Below are 20,506 nucleotides of genomic sequence, written 5' to 3' on the forward strand. Positions count from 1 at the left end.
TTGCATAAATAATTCTTTAGAATAGCCAATGTAGGTAAATTAATTATTTTGTAAGAAATTTCTAATTTATTTTTTGAATCATTTTTTTGATTATCACAGAATGTCTTGTAACTTGCTGACTCAAAACTCTCCTTTTAAAAAATGAAAAACATATTTTTCTCCTTTCTATTTCTTATTCTTTTTAATATTGCAAATGCACAAAAAAACAGTTCGTTTGTTGATAGTATAAGGGTAAAATATAATATTCCCGAAGTTGCTTATGCTGTAGTTTCCGCCGATTCGATTTTAGAAATTCAGGCTTTGGGATATCAGAGAATAAACTCGAAATACAAGGCTAAAATTGATGATAAATTTAGATTGGGATCTATTACAAAAACGGTAACCACTTATCTTGCAGCAACTTTAGTTAAGGAAGGAAAAATAAAATGGGATACTAAATTTTTTGATTTATATCCGGAGTTAAAAGCCAAAAGCAATCCGGCGACTTACAATTTTACGCTACAGGATTTCATCACTTTTCGAGCAGGAATCAATACTTGGTCATATGGAAATGACACTCCGACTAAGAAAGAAATCAAAGGCAATAATCAGCAACAGCGTTATGAGTTTATTGCTTGGTTTTTGCAACAAAATCCTGCCACAGAAAAGCAAACTGTATATTGGTCAAATCCAAGTTATGTTGCCGCAGGATTAATGCTCGAAAAAGCAACTGGCAAAACCTATGAATCATTAGTAAAGGAATTAGGCAAAAGCCTGAATATCGATTTTGGTTTTGATCAGCCGAATTTAAAAGATAAAAATCAACCTTGGGGACACGATGAAAATCTTGAACCTGAAAAAACTTCCTTAAATTATAAATTAAACTGGCTTTCATCAGCAGGAAATCTAAATGTTAGTTTGCCTGATTATTGCAAGTTTACACAAATGCAGCTTCAGGGATTATTAGGAAAATCTAAAGTGTTTACCAAAGAAGAATTCGAATACATGCATTATGGTTTACCCGAATTTTCTTTTGGATGGAATTCGGAAATTAATGAAAAAAGCAAATTGAAATATTCTTTTCATAACGGAAATCCCGGAACTTTTTTAACCAAAGTGTATATTTGTAAAACAATCAACAAAGCTTTCCTCCTTTTTGCCAATGTACAATCTGAAGAAGCTGATAAAGGACTTCTATTAATATTGGAAGAATTGCAAAACAAATATGGCGGTTGATTCTTTTAATCTAAACCTGATTTAAAAAATAATTTATAATTTTAAGCAAAAAGAAATCATGAACACGAACAAACTCCTAGACTTCAGTAAAAGCTTTGCTTTTGGTACATTCGTATTTCTTATTTTTGCTTTACATTCATTTACCTGTCAATCCCAACAAAAGATGATCACACCACCTTATTTACAAAAAGGAGATACTGTTGCACTTTTAGCAACTGCCAGAAAAAACATTGATGATAACTTAAAACCCACAATAGATTTATTGCACAGTTGGGGTTTAGAAGCTGTTGTGGGAACTACAATTGGACTTGATTTTAATCAATTGGCGGGAACTGATGAACAACGTGCTGCCGATTTTCAGCATCAGTTGGACAACCCAAATATCAAAGCAATTTGGTGTGTTCGAGGTGGATATGGAACGGTAAGAATGATTGATTTATTGGATTTTACCAAATTTAAACAACACCCAAAATGGATTATTGGTTTTAGCGACGTAACAGTACTACACAATCATTTGAATACGATGGGTTATAAATCTATTCACGGTGTTATGCCTGTAACGATTCCGCGTGCTACTCCGGCAGCTATAAGTTCTATGAAATCAAGTTTGTTTGGTGAACCTCTTTCCTACTCGATTGCTCCGGATAAAATGAACCGTTTTGGAAAAGCAACTGGCGAATTAGTTGGTGGAAATCTATCTATACTTTATAGTTTATTAGGTTCGCAATCGGCAATTGACTGCAAGGATAAAATTTTATTTATCGAAGATCTTGATGAATATTTATATCATATTGATCGTATGATGATGAATTTGAGACGCAACGGATGCATCGAAAACCTTAAAGGAATTATTGTTGGAGGAATGACGAAAATGAAAGATAACGAGGTTCCGTGGGGCAAAAATGCTGTTGAAATCGTAGATGATGTGACTAAAAAATATAATATTCCTGTGATTTTCAATTTCCCCGCCGGACATATTCAGGATAATCGTGCCTTAATTATGGGAAATACTATTTCTATTGACGTTAATGAAACCGGAAGTACTGTTACTTTTCAAAAATAATATAGTCGTTTCTGATCTCTTTTAAATAAGAGAAAATACCACATATCATAATCTCGCAAAGACGCGAAGTCGCAAAGTTTTAATTCAATTCTTTGCGACTTCGCGTCTTTGCGTGCAAATTTCTCACGAGCTCACAATTCACAACTTACAATTCACAACTCACAATTAAAAAAATGGCTGAACACAATGAACTCGGAAAAAAAGGGGAAGAACTTTCTGTAGAATATCTTCAACAAAATGGATATAAAATCCTCGATCGAAATTGGACTTTTCAAAAAGCCGAAATAGATATTATTGCCCAAAAAGATTCCATTTTAGCCATTGTAGAAGTGAAGACAAGATCGAGTCTGGATTTTGGTTCTCCGCAAGATTTTGTGAAGCCAAAAAAAATTCAACTACTGATAAAAGCAGTAAATGCCTACATAAACGATAGGGAAAAGGATTTTGAAGAAAATATTGAAATCCGTTTTGATATCATTGCGATCCATAAAACTGGCGAAACATTTGCAATTGAACATCTTACTGATGCTTTTTATCACTTTTAACATAATTTTTTATTGTTATAATTATAACAAATTGTTTTTTTATTTATATTTGCATAAATTTATAACACCCATATTAACTAAACCAACCCAATCAAGTTACAAAAAAAAAGAAAAAAAATTATGAAAACCGTTTCATCAATCGTCGAAAATTACATTAAAACAAAACCCTTTTTATTAAATGCATTATCGCTGGGAATTATCAACCTAACTTCTCTTTCTCGGAACATTATGACCGAATTAGAAAGTGAATTTGGCAAAGAGGTAAAACAAGGCGCTGTTGTAATGTCGCTAAAACGGCTTACGGAAGAATTGGATTTTAAACTAAATCATAAAATCAATAAAGTAATAAAGAATATTGGTGAAATCACCGTAAGATCTGAATTGACGGATTACACTTTTGCTGCATCAGAAACTGTTTTAAACAAACAAGCTGATTTAATCTCTGATATCAACGCTTTATCTGATATATTTTATACTTCTTCACGTGGTGTTAACGAAACAAATATCGTGGTGAGCAGCAGCGTAAATCATTTGGTTGAAAAACACTTTATGCGCGAAAAACTGATTCAGAAATTAGATAATTTAGCGTCTATCACAGTAAAATTACCGAAAGAAAACATCGTCGTTCCGGGAATTTATTACTTTATCTTTCAGCGTTTGGCGTGGGAAGGAATCATCATTAATGAGGTAATTTCAACTTCAAATGAGTTTACAATTTTAGTTGGTGAAGACCAGGTTGATGTTGCTTTTAAAGTAATCAAAGATTTGAAAAACTAATCAAATATGATATAATAGAGTCTTGATTAGATTCTTCATTTTATAAAATCCATTTATCTTTTTAAATAAAAGGTAAATGGATTTTTTCTTTCTCCAACTATTACAAAATCCTCATCTATTTCATATTCGAATAAGAATATTCGTAAAAAATAAAAATATTTGTAATTATTACACAAAATATCAGTTAAAAAGTCACACACTTGATAAAAAGAGACTTAGCAACGTTTTTACTGCGATTGTATCTCAAACATATTAAAAAAAATAAAATTAAGTTTTTTTTAATACTATTTGCTGAGAATAATATTTTTATATATTTGCTAATCAGTCAACAGATTAGAGTACCAATTTTGACAGTATCATAATATAATTAGATTTAAATACGGACTAATTAAATTAATGTTAGAAACAAACAACCATAGCGAAAAATTATTGGTGAGTGAGCTCAAAAATGGCAACGAAAAAGCATTTCGTTCTCTTTTTGATTTGTACCATCAGGATATCTATGGTTATAGCATTAGTCTTCTAAAATCAAAAGAAGCTGCTGAAGAAAATGTTCAGGATGTTTTTATGAAAGTTTGGCAAAACCGAGAAAATTTAAATCCGGACCAATCTTTTAAAGCTTATATTTTTACTATTGCGCGAAATCAGGCATTTAATGTTTTGAATAAAGCAGCAAATGATCTGGTGTTAAAAGAAGCTGTTTTTTATGAAAGTCAAAAATCGCATGAATATGGCGATTATTCGATTCGGGAAGAAGATTGCAAAAAACTTAGGAAACAGGCCATGAAACAATTGCCTCCCAAACGAAAGCAGATTTTTAAAATGTCCCGAAAGAAGGGAATGAGTTACGAAGAAATTAGCCAGGAACTTGGCATATCTATCAATACAGTCCGGAACCAAATGAGTAAAGCATTAGAATCGATGCGGGTCTTTTTTCAAGTTCATGACGAGATTATCTAAACCAAAAAACCACATTAACCATTAAAATCACTCTTCTCGGGTGATTTTTTTTTTGTTTTTAATTTAAAGTTAACCGCAAAGTGCGCAAAGGTTTACGCAAAGTTTGTCATTTCGACGGAGGAGAAATCTCCACGAGAAGCTCCACAAAGATTGGCGATTTTGCTTATGTAAATTCCCTGCGCGTTCAACGGATTAATCCCGAAGCCTCGGGACGTTGCTACAAAATAAATCATTCCTGCGGAATTTTTCTTCAAGACGTTCCGATACGAACAAAATATATTGTAGGGATGGATTTTAATCCATCCATCGCAATCAGCATCAATAATCTTGTACGCCAATCTTTGTGGAGCTTCTCGTGGAGATTTCTCCTCCGTCGAAATGACAAAACACTATCTTCATCCTAAAAAGAACTATTTTTTTATTTTTTTTCTAAATTTTTATTTTAATAAAAACCTCAACAAAATAAGCACTTCACAAGGTTTATCAATTTACTCAAATGTTAAAATTTAAAAATTTACAACGTTTAAGTAGTACTCAACCTGACTTCAACTGTATTATATCAGAACCGGACCTTAAATCAATTCTTAATGAATTCAAATTCTGAAATAAAAAGTCTTTTACAAAAGTTTGTTTTAAACGAATGTACACCCGAAGAAACAAACGAGGTAGTTGCCTATTATAAAAAAAATAAACTTACAGATGATTTTCCTTCTGTAGAAGATATTCAGGCACTTCTTATCGAAACTCCAAAAATGGATCGACAAACTGCTGATGATATTTTCTTAAATATTCTGTCTGCTTCAAAAGAAAATGAAACTACGATTGAAATTGCTCCTGAAAGATCAAATTTCAGAAAATACATTTCGATTGCGGCTTCTATTGTTGTTTTATTAGGAGTTGGATTTTTCTACAAACAAAGCCTTTCAACTAAAACTGTTGAACAAAAATTTGATTTCAAAAGTTCTGATATCGTTTTACAATTAGAAGATGGGCAAACTCAAATTATATCAGAAAATAATTCGGCTCAGGTAAAAGATGCCAATGGAAATATTGTTGGGAATCAAAACGGAGATAAAATTGTTTACGATGCAAATACCGGTTTAGAGAAAGTAGCTTATAACATTATCAAAATTCCGTATGGCAAAAAATTCAAATTGCAATTGTCTGACGGAACAATGGTTCACCTAAACGCAGGAACAACTTTAAAATATCCTGTGAAATTTATTGCTGGCGAAAACAGACAGGTATTTCTAAACGGAGAAGCTTTTTTTGATGTTGCCAAAGACAAAAAACACCCTTTTATTGTAAATGCTGACGCGCTGAATGTACGTGTTTTGGGAACTCATTTTAATGTTTCTAATTATCCTGAAGATGCTGCTACAGATGTAGTTCTTGTAGAAGGTTCTGTTGGAATGTATGGCTTAAACGAAGAGTTTGATGCTACTAAAAATACTGTTTTAAAACCTGGTTATAAAGGAAGTTTCAATAGAGAAAACAATGCAATTTCTACCAAAGCTGTTATCACGGATATTTATACTTCCTGGATAAATGGCGGATTAACCTTTAGAAATATGACTTTCAAAAACATTATTACAAAATTGGAAAGACGCTATAATGTTACAATTGTAAACAAAAATGAAAAATTAGCCAACGAGAAATTTAATGCCAGCTTTAGCGATGAACCTATTGAAAAAGTTATGAGTTATTTCAATGAGATTCACGGCATTAATTACACCATAAAAAATGATCAAATACTAATTAAATAACCACTAACCAATGAAAAAACATGAAGAAAGAAACGTACTAGAATAAAAAAATCGGAAAGAGCTGCGAACAATTTCCGATTAACTAAGTGATTGAATATAACGAATTAACTACAATCAATTAACAAAATTATGAAAAAAAAATCTAAGAATAATGGGTTTCTATACTCATTGTTCCAAAATGACCTAAAATTGAAAATAACTACACTACTCATATTGGTCGCCATGTTTAATGTTAAAGCGAGTACTTATGCCCAAAAAACAAAAGTAACCCTTGAATTAAACAATTCAACAATCGAAAAGGTTATTGAGACCATTGAACAAAAAACAGATTTCAGGTTTATTTACAAATTGAATGACATCGACTTAGATCGAACGATTTCAATTTCTGTAAAAGACCAATCGATATATGTTGTTCTGGATAGACTTTTTAAAGGAACTCCAACCGAATTTAAAATTCGCGATACCCAGATTATTCTAAAAAAGCCAGAACTTAAAACAGAAGTTATTCAGTTTCAAAAACAAACCGTTTCCGGAATCATCACGGATGAAAATGGTTTACCATTGCCTGGAGCATCTGTTTTTGAAGAAGGAACTAAAAACGGAATGGTAACTGATTTTGACGGTAAATACAAACTTACTGTCGAAAGCAATACCGCTGTAATTGTAGTAACTTTTATTGGATATAAAGAGAAAAAAGTAACCGCTAATCAAAGCGTTATCAACATTCAGCTTCTTCCTGACGCCACAAACTTACAGGAAATTGTTGTAGTTGGTTATGGTACTACTGCCAGAAAAGATGTTACAGGAGCAGTTTCTTCTATCGCTGCAAAAGACATGAACCAAGGTGCAATTGTAAATCCGTTATCTTTGATTTCAGGAAAAGCAGCCGGTGTAAACATTACTCAGGTTGGTAGTGAGCCAGGTTCAGGACCAAGTGTTCGTATTAGAGGAATCTCATCTTTGATTGGAGGAAATGATCCTTTGGTTGTAGTAGATGGAATTCAGGGAAATATGGATTTATTAAATCAGGTTCCTCCTAGTGAAATTGAAACTATAGATGTTTTAAAAGATGCTTCGGCCACTGCTGTTTACGGTTCCAGAGGAGCGCCTGGAGTTATCATTGTAACTACCAAAAAAAGTAAAGCAGGAAAAACTACTTTGGAATATAATGGATATACTTCTATAGATTTTATTCCAAAAAAACTGGATATGCTTGATGCTAACCAATGGTGGCAAACTGCCCAAAGTGTTGGTGTTCCAGCCTCTTCTAATCATGGTTCAAATACAGATTGGTACGGTCTTTTGACTCAAACTGGAATCACTCAAACTCACACTTTATCATTTGGAGGAGGAACTGATAAATTTAATTACAGAGCTTCTATTACAGCTATTTTGCAAGATGGTGTGGTAATTAATTCAAGCAATCAAAAATATATTGGTCGTTTGCAAGCGACACAATTGGCTCTTAATGACAAATTAAAATTGACGTTTAATTTAAATTCAGGAGTAAATAATGTAACAAATAGTATTGGGAGTATAGGAACTGTAGGTTATACTTCAAACCTAATTACAAATGCATTATTGGCAAGACCAACAGATCCTGTTTTTAATACTGATGGAAGTTATTTTACAGATTCAACCGTTTTTCACTATTTAAACCCTTATGCAGCTGCACAAGAAGTTACAAATGAAAAACAGGAAGATAATTTATTTGGAAGTTTAAAAGCCGAATTGGACTTAGGTAAAGGTTTCTCTGCAAATTGGTTTGGAAGCTGGAGAAAGACAAATTCTTCTACAGGATTTTACATGCCGTCAAAATCAACAGATGCTAATGCTGTTGAGCAAAACGGTTTTGCTAATATTGATAATAAGAGACAAAACGAAAAATTAACGAATCTTAGTCTTAACTACAAAAAGACTTTCGGAATCCATAGCTTTAATGCATTGGCTTTATACGAATGGCAAAGCCAAACTTATCAGGGTAATTATACTCAGGCAAGAGGTTTTATCAGTGATGAAGCTAGTTACAATGCACTCCAGTTTGGCGATTTGTCTAAAGTAAGAACCGGAGATATCAGATCTTATAAAAACGACAGAACTTTAGTTTCTTATTTAGGAAGATTAAACTACTCTTTATTAGACCGTTATTTACTTACAGCTAGTATCAGACGAGATGGTTCATCTGTATTTGGAGCCAATAATAAATGGGGGAATTTTCCATCTGCTTCTGTAGCATGGCAAATCAATAAAGAATCATTTATGACCAATCAGAATTTATTTTCTGAATTAAAATTACGTGTAGGTTATGGTGTAACCGGTAACCAACAAGGTCTTTTACCACAAACTTCATTGCCATTGGTAGATAGTGCCGGAACTATTTATTTTGGAGGATCTCTTATTACCAATTTTGGTATTTCTCAAAATGCAAATGCTGATTTGAAATGGGAAACAAAAAAACAAACCAATATCGGGCTTGATTTTGCTCTTTTTGAAAACAGATTAAGAGGTAGTATAGATGTTTACGATTCTACAACAGATAATTTATTATTCAACTACACTGTACCGCAACCGCCATATCCGTACGATCAAATTAAAGCAAACGTTGGAAGTATTTCAAATAAAGGTTTAGAAGTTGCTTTGGCTTATGATGTTATAAAATCAGAAAACAGCACACTTACATTAGCAGGAAACGTATCCTTTATGAAAAACGAAGTACTTAATTTAACCGGCAGCATTAATGGTATTCCTTTAAATACTAATTATGTAGGCTGGGCTGGTACGCCAAATTTATATTTAGTACAAGGACAACCAATTGGTTCATTTTATACTTTAGAGCATACCGGAGTTAATGGAAACGGTGTCGAAACTGTAAAGGATCGCGACGGAAGCGGCCTTATAGATCAAGGTGCAAGAAGCGCAGATCGCTATAATGCTGGTTCAGCATTACCAACTTATACATTTGCTTTTAACCCAACTTATAGATACAAAGATTTTGATGTATCTATGTTATGGAGAGGTTCTGGAGGAAACAAAATTTACAACGCCCTTAATCAAAGATTAAGTATGTTGGAGAATACTGGTAGTTCAAATATTTTACAAAGTGCTGTCGACAAAGGAATTCGTTCTTCACCATACGGATCTGATATATGGTTGGAGGATGGTTCATTCATTCGTCTGGATAATGTTACCGCAGGATATACTTTCCGTTTTACTGATAAGTACATAGACAATATTCGACTTTCTCTTACCGGAAACAATTTACTTCTTATCACAGATTACACAGGTGTTGATCCGGAATTGAACGTAAGTGCAAGTGGTGACCCTGCTGATAATTTTGGTCAGGATAAAGGTATTTACCCACGTACCAGAAGTATTGCATTTGGTTTGACTGTAAAATTTAAATAGTAAAAAGAAATGAAAATTAAAAATATAGTAATAGTAGGAAGCGTATGTTTCCTAACCCTTTTTAGCTGTTCTGATATCAACGAAAATGTATACGACAAATATCAACCAGACAGCTTTTATGGAACTCCAGAAGGAGCAAATCTTGCCTTAGCAAGTGTTTATGCAGAAATTCCAGGGGATTTTGAACGTAAAGGCGTACCAGGTGTTGGTTATGCAGGAGCAGATAATGGTTGGTATGACATGAACTGTATGTCATCAGATGAGCAGGTAATTCCGCATAGAAATGATGGTAACTGGCAACAGGATTTTGCCCGTTTGCACAAACATGTATGGCTTCCAACGGAGTCCATTATTAATAATACATGGAGATGGTTATACAATGGTATTTTCAAAGCCAACTTAGCTGTTGAATTATTAGAAAAATCAAATGCCGATGCTTCAAAAATTGCTGAAGCAAAAGTAGTACGTGCTTTCTTTTATTATTTATTGATAGACGATTTTGGAGATGTTCCTTTTTATACTGATAACAATACTACAGTAGATAAAATTCCTCAAGCAAGCCGCAAAGTAGTATATGATTTTATTGTAAAAGAATTGACCGATAATATAGAACTGCTTTCTGTAACAAAAGGAGGAAAATATTACGGAAGATTCAACAAATGGGCCGGATATACTTTATTAGCAAAAGTATATCTAAATGCAAAAGTATACACAGGAGAAGCAAAATGGGCTGAATGCTTAGCAGCTTGTAATAAAGTAAGCGAAGGCGGTTATACGCTACACTCAGGTGAAGAAAATTCTGCAAGCCCATTAGGAAATAAATATTACGAATTATTTGGAGATGTATTGCCGGATGATGAAACTATTTTACCAATTTTTGCAACTCTTGATGTTGTTTCTCGTAACATTTACACCAATCGTAGTTTATATGGTCCGCATGGTAAATCTTTATTTGGATTTGATACCTGGAACGGAACTATAGTCCCTAAAGATTTCTTCCTGAAATATGCTTTAAACGATGTTAGAAGAAAACAGTTTTTAGTTGGAGAACAAAAAGGCGGATTTAATTATACGCTGGATGTTGCTTCTTTAGATGATCCAGGCGCTGATCCTCAGGCTGGAGTTCGTAATATTAAATTCTATCCTGCCGGAGCAATATCTGGTGGAGGAGCTTCAAATGACTTTCCAATTTACAGATATGCTGACGTAATTTTAATGATGGCAGAATGTAATGTTCGTTTAGGAAACCCTGGTGCGGCAAAACCTTTTGTTGATCAAATCAGAATGCGTGCAGGTTTAACCGCTCTTGATGCAAACCCAACGCTTGATAATATTTATGATGAAAGAGGATTTGAATTAAACTGGGAAGGTCACAGAAGACAAGACATGATTCGTTTTGACAAATTTTTATTGGCAAACGAATTCAGAGGAGAATCTCCTGCTTACAGAAAATTGTTCCCAATTCCAACATCTGCATTAGATGCTAATCCTGGACTTAAACAAAACCCAGGTTACTAAAAACAAAAACCATTATGAAAAAATATATAAATAAAATATTCGTACTAGGCAGTTTGCTTTTTTTAGCGGCTTCCTGCGAAACTGATGGACAACTAACAACTTTGGCAAAAGTAAGTTTCCCGTCTGCAATTGAAGTTTCATCGAGTACAATAGTGCTTAAAGAAGATGTATCTGATCAGCAAGCATTACTTGTTTCATGGCCAAAAGTTACTTACCCAATCACCGCACCTGTTACTTATGCCTTACAATTTGATCTAAGTACCGATATTAAAGGAAGTGAAGCATGGGGAAAAGCCAAACGAGTTGAAGTTGGTCAAGATGTTTTAAGCAAATCTTTTACGGTCTTAGAATTAAATAAAATTGCCACAGAATTAGGTCTAAAACCTAACGTTCCCGGAGAATTAGTAATTCGTGTTGAGTCTACTATGGATCATAGAATTTATTCAACTCCAGTTACAATAACGGTTACGCCTTACGAAAAAGTAGTAGTTTTTGGCGAAATATATATGCCGGGAAGTTATCAAGGTTGGGCTATAGAAACAGCAGCAGGATTAAAAGAAATACAAGTAGGAATATTTCAAGGTTATATGACTTTACCCGAAGGTGCAGGTCCCGGATTTAAAATAAACAGAAATAGAAACTGGGCGCAATTCTTTGGTGCAGGAGCTACAAACGCTGACTTAAAAAATATGAGTGATACTGATTTTACACTTTCAGGTCCAGGTTCTTATCAGATTAAAGTAAATTTAAATACTTTAAAATGGACCGCTACCGCTTATTCTTGGGGAATTGTTGGAACAGCAACAGCCGGAAGTTGGGATAAGAGTACTCCAATGAGCTATGATCACCAAACCAAAACATGGAAAATCACTACTGCCCTAGCTCCGGGAGCCTTAAAATTTAGATTAAATAATTCATGGGATGTAAATTATGGTCCTGCAGATGCTTCAACAAATACAATTAACCTTGGTAATACAGAGGCTTATACTATTGGAGAAGCAGGAACTTATGAAGTAACCTTTACAATAAACGAAGTAGATCCGGCAAGTAATGGCTACCCGTCAACTGCAACTTGTACTATCGTTAAAAAATAATCTAACCTTAAAAATAAGCTAGATTAGTTTGAGTGATACCTGCCTTTCTTGAGCAAAAGGCAGGATATCTTTAAACTTTGGGCTTATTAAACAAATTCAAAAAATATGAAATCAAATATAAAAATCGTCTATACTTTAATACTTGCATTAGCATTTATATCGTGTAGTTCGTCAGATAACGATTCAGATCCGGCTTCTCCTTATCAACAATATGGCGCATCATTTGACAAAATGCCTAAAAAAGAAGATGCCATAATTTATCAGGTAAATATTCGTGCTTTTAGTCAGGCAGGAACCTTAAAAGGTGTTCAGGACAGATTGACTCAAATTCAGGAATTAGGTGCAAATGTGGTCTATCTAATGCCTGTTTATCCTGTTGGAAAAGTAAAAGCTTCGGGCGAATTAGGCTCACCTTATGCTGTGCAAGATTACAAAGCTGTAAATCCTGATTTTGGAACTTTACAAGATCTTCAGACTTTAGTTGAAGAAGCCCACAAAAAAAATATGGCTGTAATTCTTGACTGGGTTGCAAATCATACTTCTTGGGACAACGCCTGGATTACACAACATCCAAACTGGTATCAAAAGAATGATAAAGGAGAAATCATCATTCCTCCGGGAACAAATTACAATGACGTTGCACAGTTAGATTTCAATAATGCTGAAATGAAAGATGCGATGATCGACGCAATGTCATATTGGGTTTACAATGCAAATATCGACGGTTTCAGATGCGATTATGCTGATTTAGTTCCTCAGAATTTTTGGACTGATGCAATCACAAAATTAAGAACCATCAAAAAAAATCAAAATATCTTAATGCTTGCCGAAGGTTCAAAAGCAAGTCATTTTGTTTCTGGTTTTGATTATACATTTGGATTTAACTTTTTCTCGACTTTAGAAAAAGTATTCAAAGAAAGCAAGCCTGCTACAACTATTCAGGATTCAAACGCAACTGAATATGCAACTAATTACAGACCTGAAAATAGAATTGTAAGATACACAAGCAATCATGACGTAAACCTTTCCGAAGGAACTCCTTACGAACTTTTTGGAGGTAAAGAAGGTTCTATTGCAACATTTGTTGTCGCTGCTTATATGAAATCTGTTCCAATGATTTACAACGGACAAGAAGTTGGTTATAATAAAAGAATCAATTATTTCGCAAAAACTCCAATTGACTGGACTACTGCGGATGCTTCTGTTTTGGCAGAATACAAAAAAATTATCGCTTTTAGAAATTCAAGCAATGCCATAAAAACAGGAAGTTTTACTGGATATAGCAGTAATGAAGTAAGTGCTTTTACAATGGTAAAAGATGCCGAAAAAGTTTTGGTCCTTTCTAATTTAACGAATTCAGCGGTTAAATATTTAGTTACTCCTTCATTAAAAGGAACATGGAAAGATGCCTTTACAGGAAATACAGTAACTGTTGGTGCCGACTTAACGCTACAACCTTTTCAATATTTAGTATTGAAAAACTAATACATAAGCAACTTTAAAAACAAATTAGGTTTGCTAAAAAACTAAATAACATGAATTTTCAATCCCAAAAAATGCTGTTCCAAATTCGTTTGGGCAAAAAAGTAGCGCTTTTACTTTTTGTGTGTGCAAGCTCGTTATGGGTTCACGCACAGGAAATAACTTCGCCAAACAAAAATCTTTCTCTAAAATTTGAATTAAAAGAAGGTGGAATTCCGTCTTACCAATTATCATATAAACAAAAACCAGTTATAAAACCAAGTTCTTTGGGTTTAGAACTTCAAAATTTGCCTTCGTTTTTGGATGGTTTTACCATTACAAATACAGCACAATCCTCTGTTGATGAAAATTGGAATCCTGTTTTAGGCGAAGAAAAAACAATTCGCAACAATTACAATGAATTGGTTGTCACTTTGGCGCAAGCGAAAAATAACAACAGATATATTAGAATTCGTTTCCGTTTATTCAATGACGGATTAGGTTTTAGATATGAATTTCCGAAGCAAAATGATTTGAATTATTTTGTAATAAAAGAAGAACGTTCTGAATTTAATTTGGCTGGAAATCATAAAATCTTCTGGATTCCGGGAGATTATGATACCAATGAATACGCTTATACAACTTCGAAAATTTCTGAAGTTCCATCGTTAATGAAGAAAGCGACTATAGATATCAATTCGCAATGGCCTATCAAAGAATTGTCTGTGCAAACGCCATCAATGATGAAATCTGATGACGGTTTATACATTAACATTCACGAAGCAGGTTTGATTAATTATCCTGCGATGTCTCTTGAAGTTGATGCTGTAAATTACAAAATGCGTAGTCATTTGGCACCTGATGCCGTTGGTGCAAAAGGATATATGCAAACCGATGCGCAATCACCTTGGAGAACCATTGTTGTAAGTGATAAAGCAACTGAAATTTTAGCTTCAAAATTAATTCTGAACCTCAACGAACCAACAAGTTATAAAGATGTTTCGTGGATAAAACCGGTAAAATATATCGGAATTTGGTGGGAATATTTTGTTGCCGGAAAAAGTACGTGGGCATTCGGGAAAGAAACAAACGTAAAATTAACCGATGATTTTACCAAACTTACGCCAAACGGAAAACACGGAGCCACAACAGAACGCGCAAAAGAATATATTGATTTTGCGTCTAAAAATGGTTTCGACGCAATCCTAATCGAAGGTTGGAACATTGGCTGGGAAGACTGGATCAATAACTGGAAAGAGGAAGTTTTTGATTACGTTACCGCTTATCCGGATTTTGATGTAAAAGCTGTTCATGCATATGCGGCTTCAAAAGGGGTGAAAATTATCATGCATCACGAAACTTCAGGATCTGCAACAAATTATGAGCGTCGTTTAGACCGTGCTTTTCAGTTTATGAATGACAACGGTTACGATGCTGTAAAAACAGGTTATGTTGGGAAAATTATTCCGCGTGGCGAACATCATGACGGACAATGGATGGTGAATCATTACATTAATGTAGCCAAACGTGCCGCCGATTATAAAATCATGATTGATAGTCACGAAGCAGTTCGACCAACAGGTTTAAACAGAACTTTTCCAAACTGGATTGCACAAGAATCTGCACGCGGAACTGAGTTTGAATCTATGGGAGGATTAGCTCCGGATCACACTACGATTTTACCTTTTACACGTTTAATGGGTGGACCAATGGATTATACTCCGGGGATTTTTCAAACTGATCTTTCGTATTACGGAACAGGAAGTTCTCAACGCGTGAATACAACTTTGGTAAAACAATTGGCTTATTATGTTACAATGTACAGTCCGTTGCAAATGGCAGCTGATATTCCTGGAAACTACGAGCGTTTTCCAGATGCATTTCAGTTCATTAAAGACGTTGCTGTAGATTGGGATAACAGTTATATACTTGAAGCTGAACCGGGGGATTATATCACAATTGCCCGTAAAGCAAAAGGAAAAGACGCCTGGTTTGTGGGAGGAATCACAGACGAAAACGCAAGAACTGCCAACATTACTTTTGATTATTTGCCTGCGGGAAAAAAATTCATCGCGACAATTTATGCTGACGCAAAAGAAGCCAACTGGAACGCAAACCCACAAAAATATACCGTGACTAAAGTTGTTGTAACCTCAAAAACAATTTTAAAACAGTATTTAGCTCCGGGCGGTGGTGTTGCTATTAGCATTAAGAAAGGAAATGCTACAGAATTAAAGGGATTGAAAAAGTTATAGATTACTAAGTTTTTTTGCCACGAATTTCACGGATTCCACGAATTAAGGCTGCAGATTAAAATTTGTGCCAATTCGTGAAATTCGTGGCAGAATCTTATGCTCATTTCTGAGCGAAAATTAAAATTTTACTACTTGAAAACTATTAACCACAAAATGTTTGTCGAATTTAAAAACAATGCGAGTGAGAATGAATTTTAGTTAGAAATGCTGACAAGCATGCAAAAAACAAAAAATCATGAAAATCAAAATTACCCCAGGATTATTTCATTTTACGAAAACAATAATCTGTTTTCTGTTATTATTTGCAAGTTCAGTTTACGCACAAGATCCGCCTCAATACGGCACGCCATTCGCTGGTGTTCCAGATACGAGAGACGTAAACATGTATCAGGTACATATTCGTCCGTTTAGTGCCAACGGAGATTTAGCCGGAGTAACCGCCCGTTTAGATAATATAAAAGCACTTGGCACCAATGTGATTTATTTAATGCCAATTTACCCACACGGTACTGATTCCAAAAGTTCGGCTTCGCCTTATTGTATTAAAGATTTTAAAGCTGTAGGATCAGAATATGGTTCTCTTTCAGATTTAAGAACTTTAGTTGATGGTGCTCACAGCCGCGGAATGGCAGTTATTTTAGATATTGCCATCAACGGAACTTCGTGGGACAATGTCTGGACAACTTCACATCCGGAATATTATATGAGAACCGGAACTACAATTCAACAATTAGGAAACTTCTCTGATATCGCAGCATTAGATCTTAATAGTTCAGCTACGAGAAATGCTATCAAAGACGCAATGCGCTATTGGATTTTTGCTGCAAACGTAGACGGTTATCGTTGTGATTATGCTAATAATCCTCCTTTGGATTTTTGGTCTGAAGTCAATTCAAACCTTAGAAGCATTTCTTCTCATAATTTATTAATGTTAGCCGAAGGAGACAGACAAGAAAACTTTCAGGTTGGTTTTGACATGAATTATGGTGACAGATGGTTTCACAGCGGTTTATATGATATTGCTAATGGAGGACCGGTTTCTCAAAGAATTCAGGATCAGACTACTTATGAATATGCGAAAGCAACTGGAAATCAGCAAATAGTTAGATATACCGGTAATCATGATACTTATACGAATGATAATGGCGTAAGAAGACCATTTGTTGCGTTCAAAACCCATAATGGTATTGTTGCTAATTTCTTAGTTTCGGCTTATATGAAAGGTGTTCCTTTTTTAATGAGCGGACAAGAAATTGACTACGAACCAAAAACAGATTGGCCTTGGACAAACTTCAAATTCAACTGGTCTCAAAATCCAACTGCAGCAGCAGATTTCGCAAAAATTCTAAACTTTAGAGCAACAAGTGCAGCCATTAGACGCGGTGATTTAACCACATATGCGAATGATGATATCAGTATTTTTACCAAAACATTAGGTACTGAAAAAGTAATCGTAATGTCAAATTTAAGAAATGCTTCTAAGTCGTATGTAATTCCGGCAGCTTTAGCAGGAACTTATGTAAATCCTTATAACAACAATGCTTCGGTAACTTTAACTACTGGCGCTACAAGAACATTTGCGGCTTACGAATATTTGGTTTTAACCAATACTAATGCACCGGTTGTAGCCGTTACAGGAGTTTCGGTTAGTCCAACAACTGTAACAGTTGGTTTAGGATCTACGCAACAATTAAACGCTACTCTTGCTCCGGCAAATGCAACAAATCAAAACGTAACCTGGACATCAAGCAATACAGCTGTAGCAACTGTAAATGCTTCTGGATTAGTTTCAGCGGTTTCTGCAGGTACAGCAACTATTACCGTTAAAACAGTTGACGGAAATAAAACAGCAACCTCAGCTATAACTGTTGCGGCAATTCCGGTTGCTTCTGTAAGTGTTTCGCCAACAACGGCAAGTTTATATGCAGGAAACACACAACAACTTTCGGCTACGATTGCTCCGGCAAATGCAACAAACAAAACGGTAACATGGAGTTCTAGTAATACAGCAGTTGCAACTGTAAACTCATCTGGATTAGTTACAGCGGTTTCAGCAGGAACGGCAAATATTACTGTAACAACGCAAGACGGAAGCAAAACCGCAATTGCAGCCATTACCGTAAACGCAAATACTAATTTCACGGTTTATTTCTACAAACCATCAAATTGGGGAACCGGAATTAAAATTTATTATTGGAGTGCTTTACCAACAGGAGTTTTGGCTGATGCATCATGGCCAGGCGTAAACATGGCCGATGCCGGAAATGGTTGGTACAGTTATACGTTTACAAATGTAACTTCGACTAATTTAATTTTTAATGATGGAACAAACCAAACCGCTGATTTAAGCAGAAACAAAACGGGTTGGTACATGAATACAACTTGGTATGATTCAAATCCGGGAACTGTTGTAGCGGTTACAGGAGTTACATTATCGCCAACAACAGCTACTTTATTGGTTGGTGCAACACAACAATTAACACCTACAGTTGCGCCTGCAACAGCAACAAATAAAACAGTTAGTTATGCTTCAAGTAATACTGCTGTAGCAACTGTAAATACTTCGGGATTAATAACCGCTGTAGCTGCAGGTTCTGCAACAATTACAGTTACAACCCAAGACGGAGCAAAAACGGCAACTTGTGCAGTAACCGTAAATGCAACAAACGTAGCTGTAACAAGTGTGAGTTTGAGTCCAACTTCGGCATCATTATCTGTTGGCGGAACGCAACAATTGACTCCAACAATTCTTCCTGCAAATGCAACAAACAAATCTGTAAATTACAGTTCAAGCAATACAGCTGTGGCAACTGTAAATTCATCTGGATTGGTAACGGCTGTAGCAAACGGATCAGCAAATATTACAGTAACTACGGTTGATGGAAGTAAAACAAATACTTGTGCTGTAACAGTTTCGACTGCAACAGGAACGTATTATACAATAAAAAACAGATGGACCGGAGCTTATTTATCTGATGCCGGAGCAAATGTAGGTTATGGTGCAACGGTTGCAAACAACAATTATAAATGGCAAAAAATCGCTATCGACGCCACTTATTTTGTACTTAAAAATGTAGCAACTGGCGAATTAATGAATATAGAAAGCCAAACCGGAAGTGTTCAGGCTAATATTACCGATACTACTTTCTGGAGCGCACAATGGTCAAGCGATTATATCGACGGAACTTGGGTTAGATTAAGAAACAGATGGCAAACCGGAAACATTATTCATGTTGAGAATCAAACAGGTTCTGCACAATATGGTAATTCTCAAGATGGTTGGTACAGCGCACAATGGCAATTAGAAACAACAACTGTTTCTACTTCAAAATCTGTTATGAATTCACAAGATGTTTTAGCAACCGAAAAAGTAATTGGTATTTATCCAAATCCTTCTACAGACAATCAATTTCATGTATTATTACCTGAATCAGAAACTGGAGATGTAACTACAATTACGGTTTCTGATATGAACGGAAGAACTGTTTTAACAGAAAGACTTTCGACTTCAGGACAAATTAATCACAATTTAGCAGAAGGTTTATATATTGTAAATATTAATTCAAACGAATATAATGTGACTAAAAAACTGATCGTTAAATAATTTCAATTTTATTAAAAAGAAATGGCGTATGAGATTTTCATACGCCATTTTTATTTTTAGCCACGAATTTCACAAATTAACACGAATTATTTTTTTCATATTACACGAATTAAATTCGTGCTAATTTGTGAAATTCGTGGCGACTTTTTTAAAATGAATAATTAAGAGTGAACCCAAAATTATTATTAAATGTTATATCATTTTTTATTACTGCAGGTTTAAAAGCCAAGTTTTCGCTCACATTAAATTGAGATAAAGCAGCGTCAATATTGGCATCAATTATATTTAAAACATAAAAACCAACAATAAACAAAGCCGATAAATCTCTATTTCTTTGATATTGCTTTTGGGCAGCAATTAATTGGCTATTGCTTAAGTTAGCCAAATATTCAGAACCACTTGTGTTGCCTAACAATCTACTTTTGTATTCGTTTCGATAAATGTTGTAGTTTTTCTTACTGTCAATATAAAAATAAGTGCTCACTCCAATTGCTCCGTATACCAAAGGAAGTTTCCAATATTTCTTATTATAAATCTGTCCTAAACCAGGAAAAATAGCCGAATAAAATGCTGCTTTTGCAGGACGAAGCGGATCAATGATTTCTGATTTTAGAGAATCATTTAAAACCATGTTCTTTGTTTGTTGAGCTGAAATTGTAGTTAATCCAAAAAATAAAAACAGAAGAATAAATTGATATTGCATGTAGAAGTTTCTTTAAAATTTTGATTCAAAGAAAACTTTCTCGTCTTAAGATTTCTCTTAAGTAAAAGATAAATAAAACTTAAGATTTTAGTATTATTTTTTTGCCACGAATTTCACGAATTCACACGAAAATTATTAGT

13 protein-coding genes are annotated in these 20,506 nt (G+C 34.5%); 12 read left to right on the forward strand and 1 reads right to left on the reverse strand.

Annotated elements, in window-relative coordinates:
* Nucleotides 1–141: 141 nt before the first annotated feature.
* From C8C83_RS07995 to C8C83_RS27375, 12 genes are all read left to right on the forward strand, one after another.
* Complete coding sequence (locus C8C83_RS07995) at nt 142–1,215, forward strand: serine hydrolase domain-containing protein (protein ID WP_121327625.1); 1,074 nt, start codon at nt 142–144, stop codon at nt 1,213–1,215.
* Nucleotides 1,216–1,378: 163 nt separating this feature from the next.
* Nucleotides 1,379–2,278, forward strand: coding sequence for an LD-carboxypeptidase (locus C8C83_RS08000; RefSeq protein WP_121327627.1), 900 nt, complete (start codon nt 1,379–1,381; stop codon nt 2,276–2,278).
* 173 nt (nt 2,279–2,451) lie between these two features.
* Nucleotides 2,452–2,823: a YraN family protein gene (locus C8C83_RS08005; RefSeq protein WP_121327629.1), complete on the forward strand. Its 372-nt coding sequence runs from the start codon at nt 2,452–2,454 to the stop codon at nt 2,821–2,823.
* A 120-nt stretch (nt 2,824–2,943) separates the two neighbouring features.
* A complete protein-coding gene (locus C8C83_RS08010; protein WP_008466087.1) occupies nt 2,944–3,600 on the forward strand; it encodes a hypothetical protein in 657 nt (218 codons plus the stop codon).
* 396 nt (nt 3,601–3,996) lie between these two features.
* On the forward strand, nt 3,997–4,560 hold the full coding sequence (locus C8C83_RS08015; RefSeq protein ID WP_121327631.1) for an RNA polymerase sigma-70 factor: 564 nt from the start codon (nt 3,997–3,999) through the stop codon (nt 4,558–4,560).
* A 587-nt stretch (nt 4,561–5,147) separates the two neighbouring features.
* Entirely contained in the window at nt 5,148–6,326 is a 1,179-nt protein-coding gene (locus tag C8C83_RS08020; protein ID WP_121327632.1) for a FecR family protein, read from the forward strand.
* Between the two features lie 189 nt (nt 6,327–6,515).
* Entirely contained in the window at nt 6,516–9,731 is a 3,216-nt protein-coding gene (locus C8C83_RS08025) for a TonB-dependent receptor (RefSeq protein WP_233566032.1), read from the forward strand.
* Nucleotides 9,732–9,740: 9 nt separating this feature from the next.
* On the forward strand, nt 9,741–11,249 hold the full coding sequence (locus C8C83_RS08030; protein ID WP_121327636.1) for a RagB/SusD family nutrient uptake outer membrane protein: 1,509 nt from the start codon (nt 9,741–9,743) through the stop codon (nt 11,247–11,249).
* 14 nt (nt 11,250–11,263) lie between these two features.
* Entirely contained in the window at nt 11,264–12,343 is a 1,080-nt protein-coding gene (locus C8C83_RS08035) for a SusE domain-containing protein (protein ID WP_121327638.1), read from the forward strand.
* 105 nt (nt 12,344–12,448) lie between these two features.
* The gene (locus C8C83_RS08040; RefSeq protein ID WP_121327640.1) at nt 12,449–13,828 is read left to right on the forward strand and encodes an alpha-amylase family glycosyl hydrolase; all 1,380 of its coding nucleotides are present in this window, start codon (nt 12,449–12,451) and stop codon (nt 13,826–13,828) included.
* A 50-nt stretch (nt 13,829–13,878) separates the two neighbouring features.
* Nucleotides 13,879–16,059, forward strand: coding sequence for a glycoside hydrolase family 97 protein (locus C8C83_RS08045; RefSeq protein ID WP_121327642.1), 2,181 nt, complete (start codon nt 13,879–13,881; stop codon nt 16,057–16,059).
* A 235-nt stretch (nt 16,060–16,294) separates the two neighbouring features.
* On the forward strand, nt 16,295–19,663 hold the full coding sequence (locus C8C83_RS27375; RefSeq protein WP_233566033.1) for an Ig-like domain-containing protein: 3,369 nt from the start codon (nt 16,295–16,297) through the stop codon (nt 19,661–19,663).
* A 148-nt stretch (nt 19,664–19,811) separates the two neighbouring features.
* On the opposite strand, the gene C8C83_RS08065 is transcribed toward C8C83_RS27375, so the two are convergent.
* The gene (locus C8C83_RS08065) at nt 19,812–20,366 is read right to left on the reverse strand and encodes a DUF5683 domain-containing protein (RefSeq protein WP_121327644.1); all 555 of its coding nucleotides are present in this window, start codon (nt 20,364–20,366) and stop codon (nt 19,812–19,814) included.
* Nucleotides 20,367–20,506: the final 140 nt, after the last annotated feature.

The organism is Flavobacterium sp. 90 (assembly GCF_004339525.1).
In the GTDB taxonomy this organism is placed as follows: Bacteria; Bacteroidota; Bacteroidia; order Flavobacteriales; family Flavobacteriaceae; genus Flavobacterium.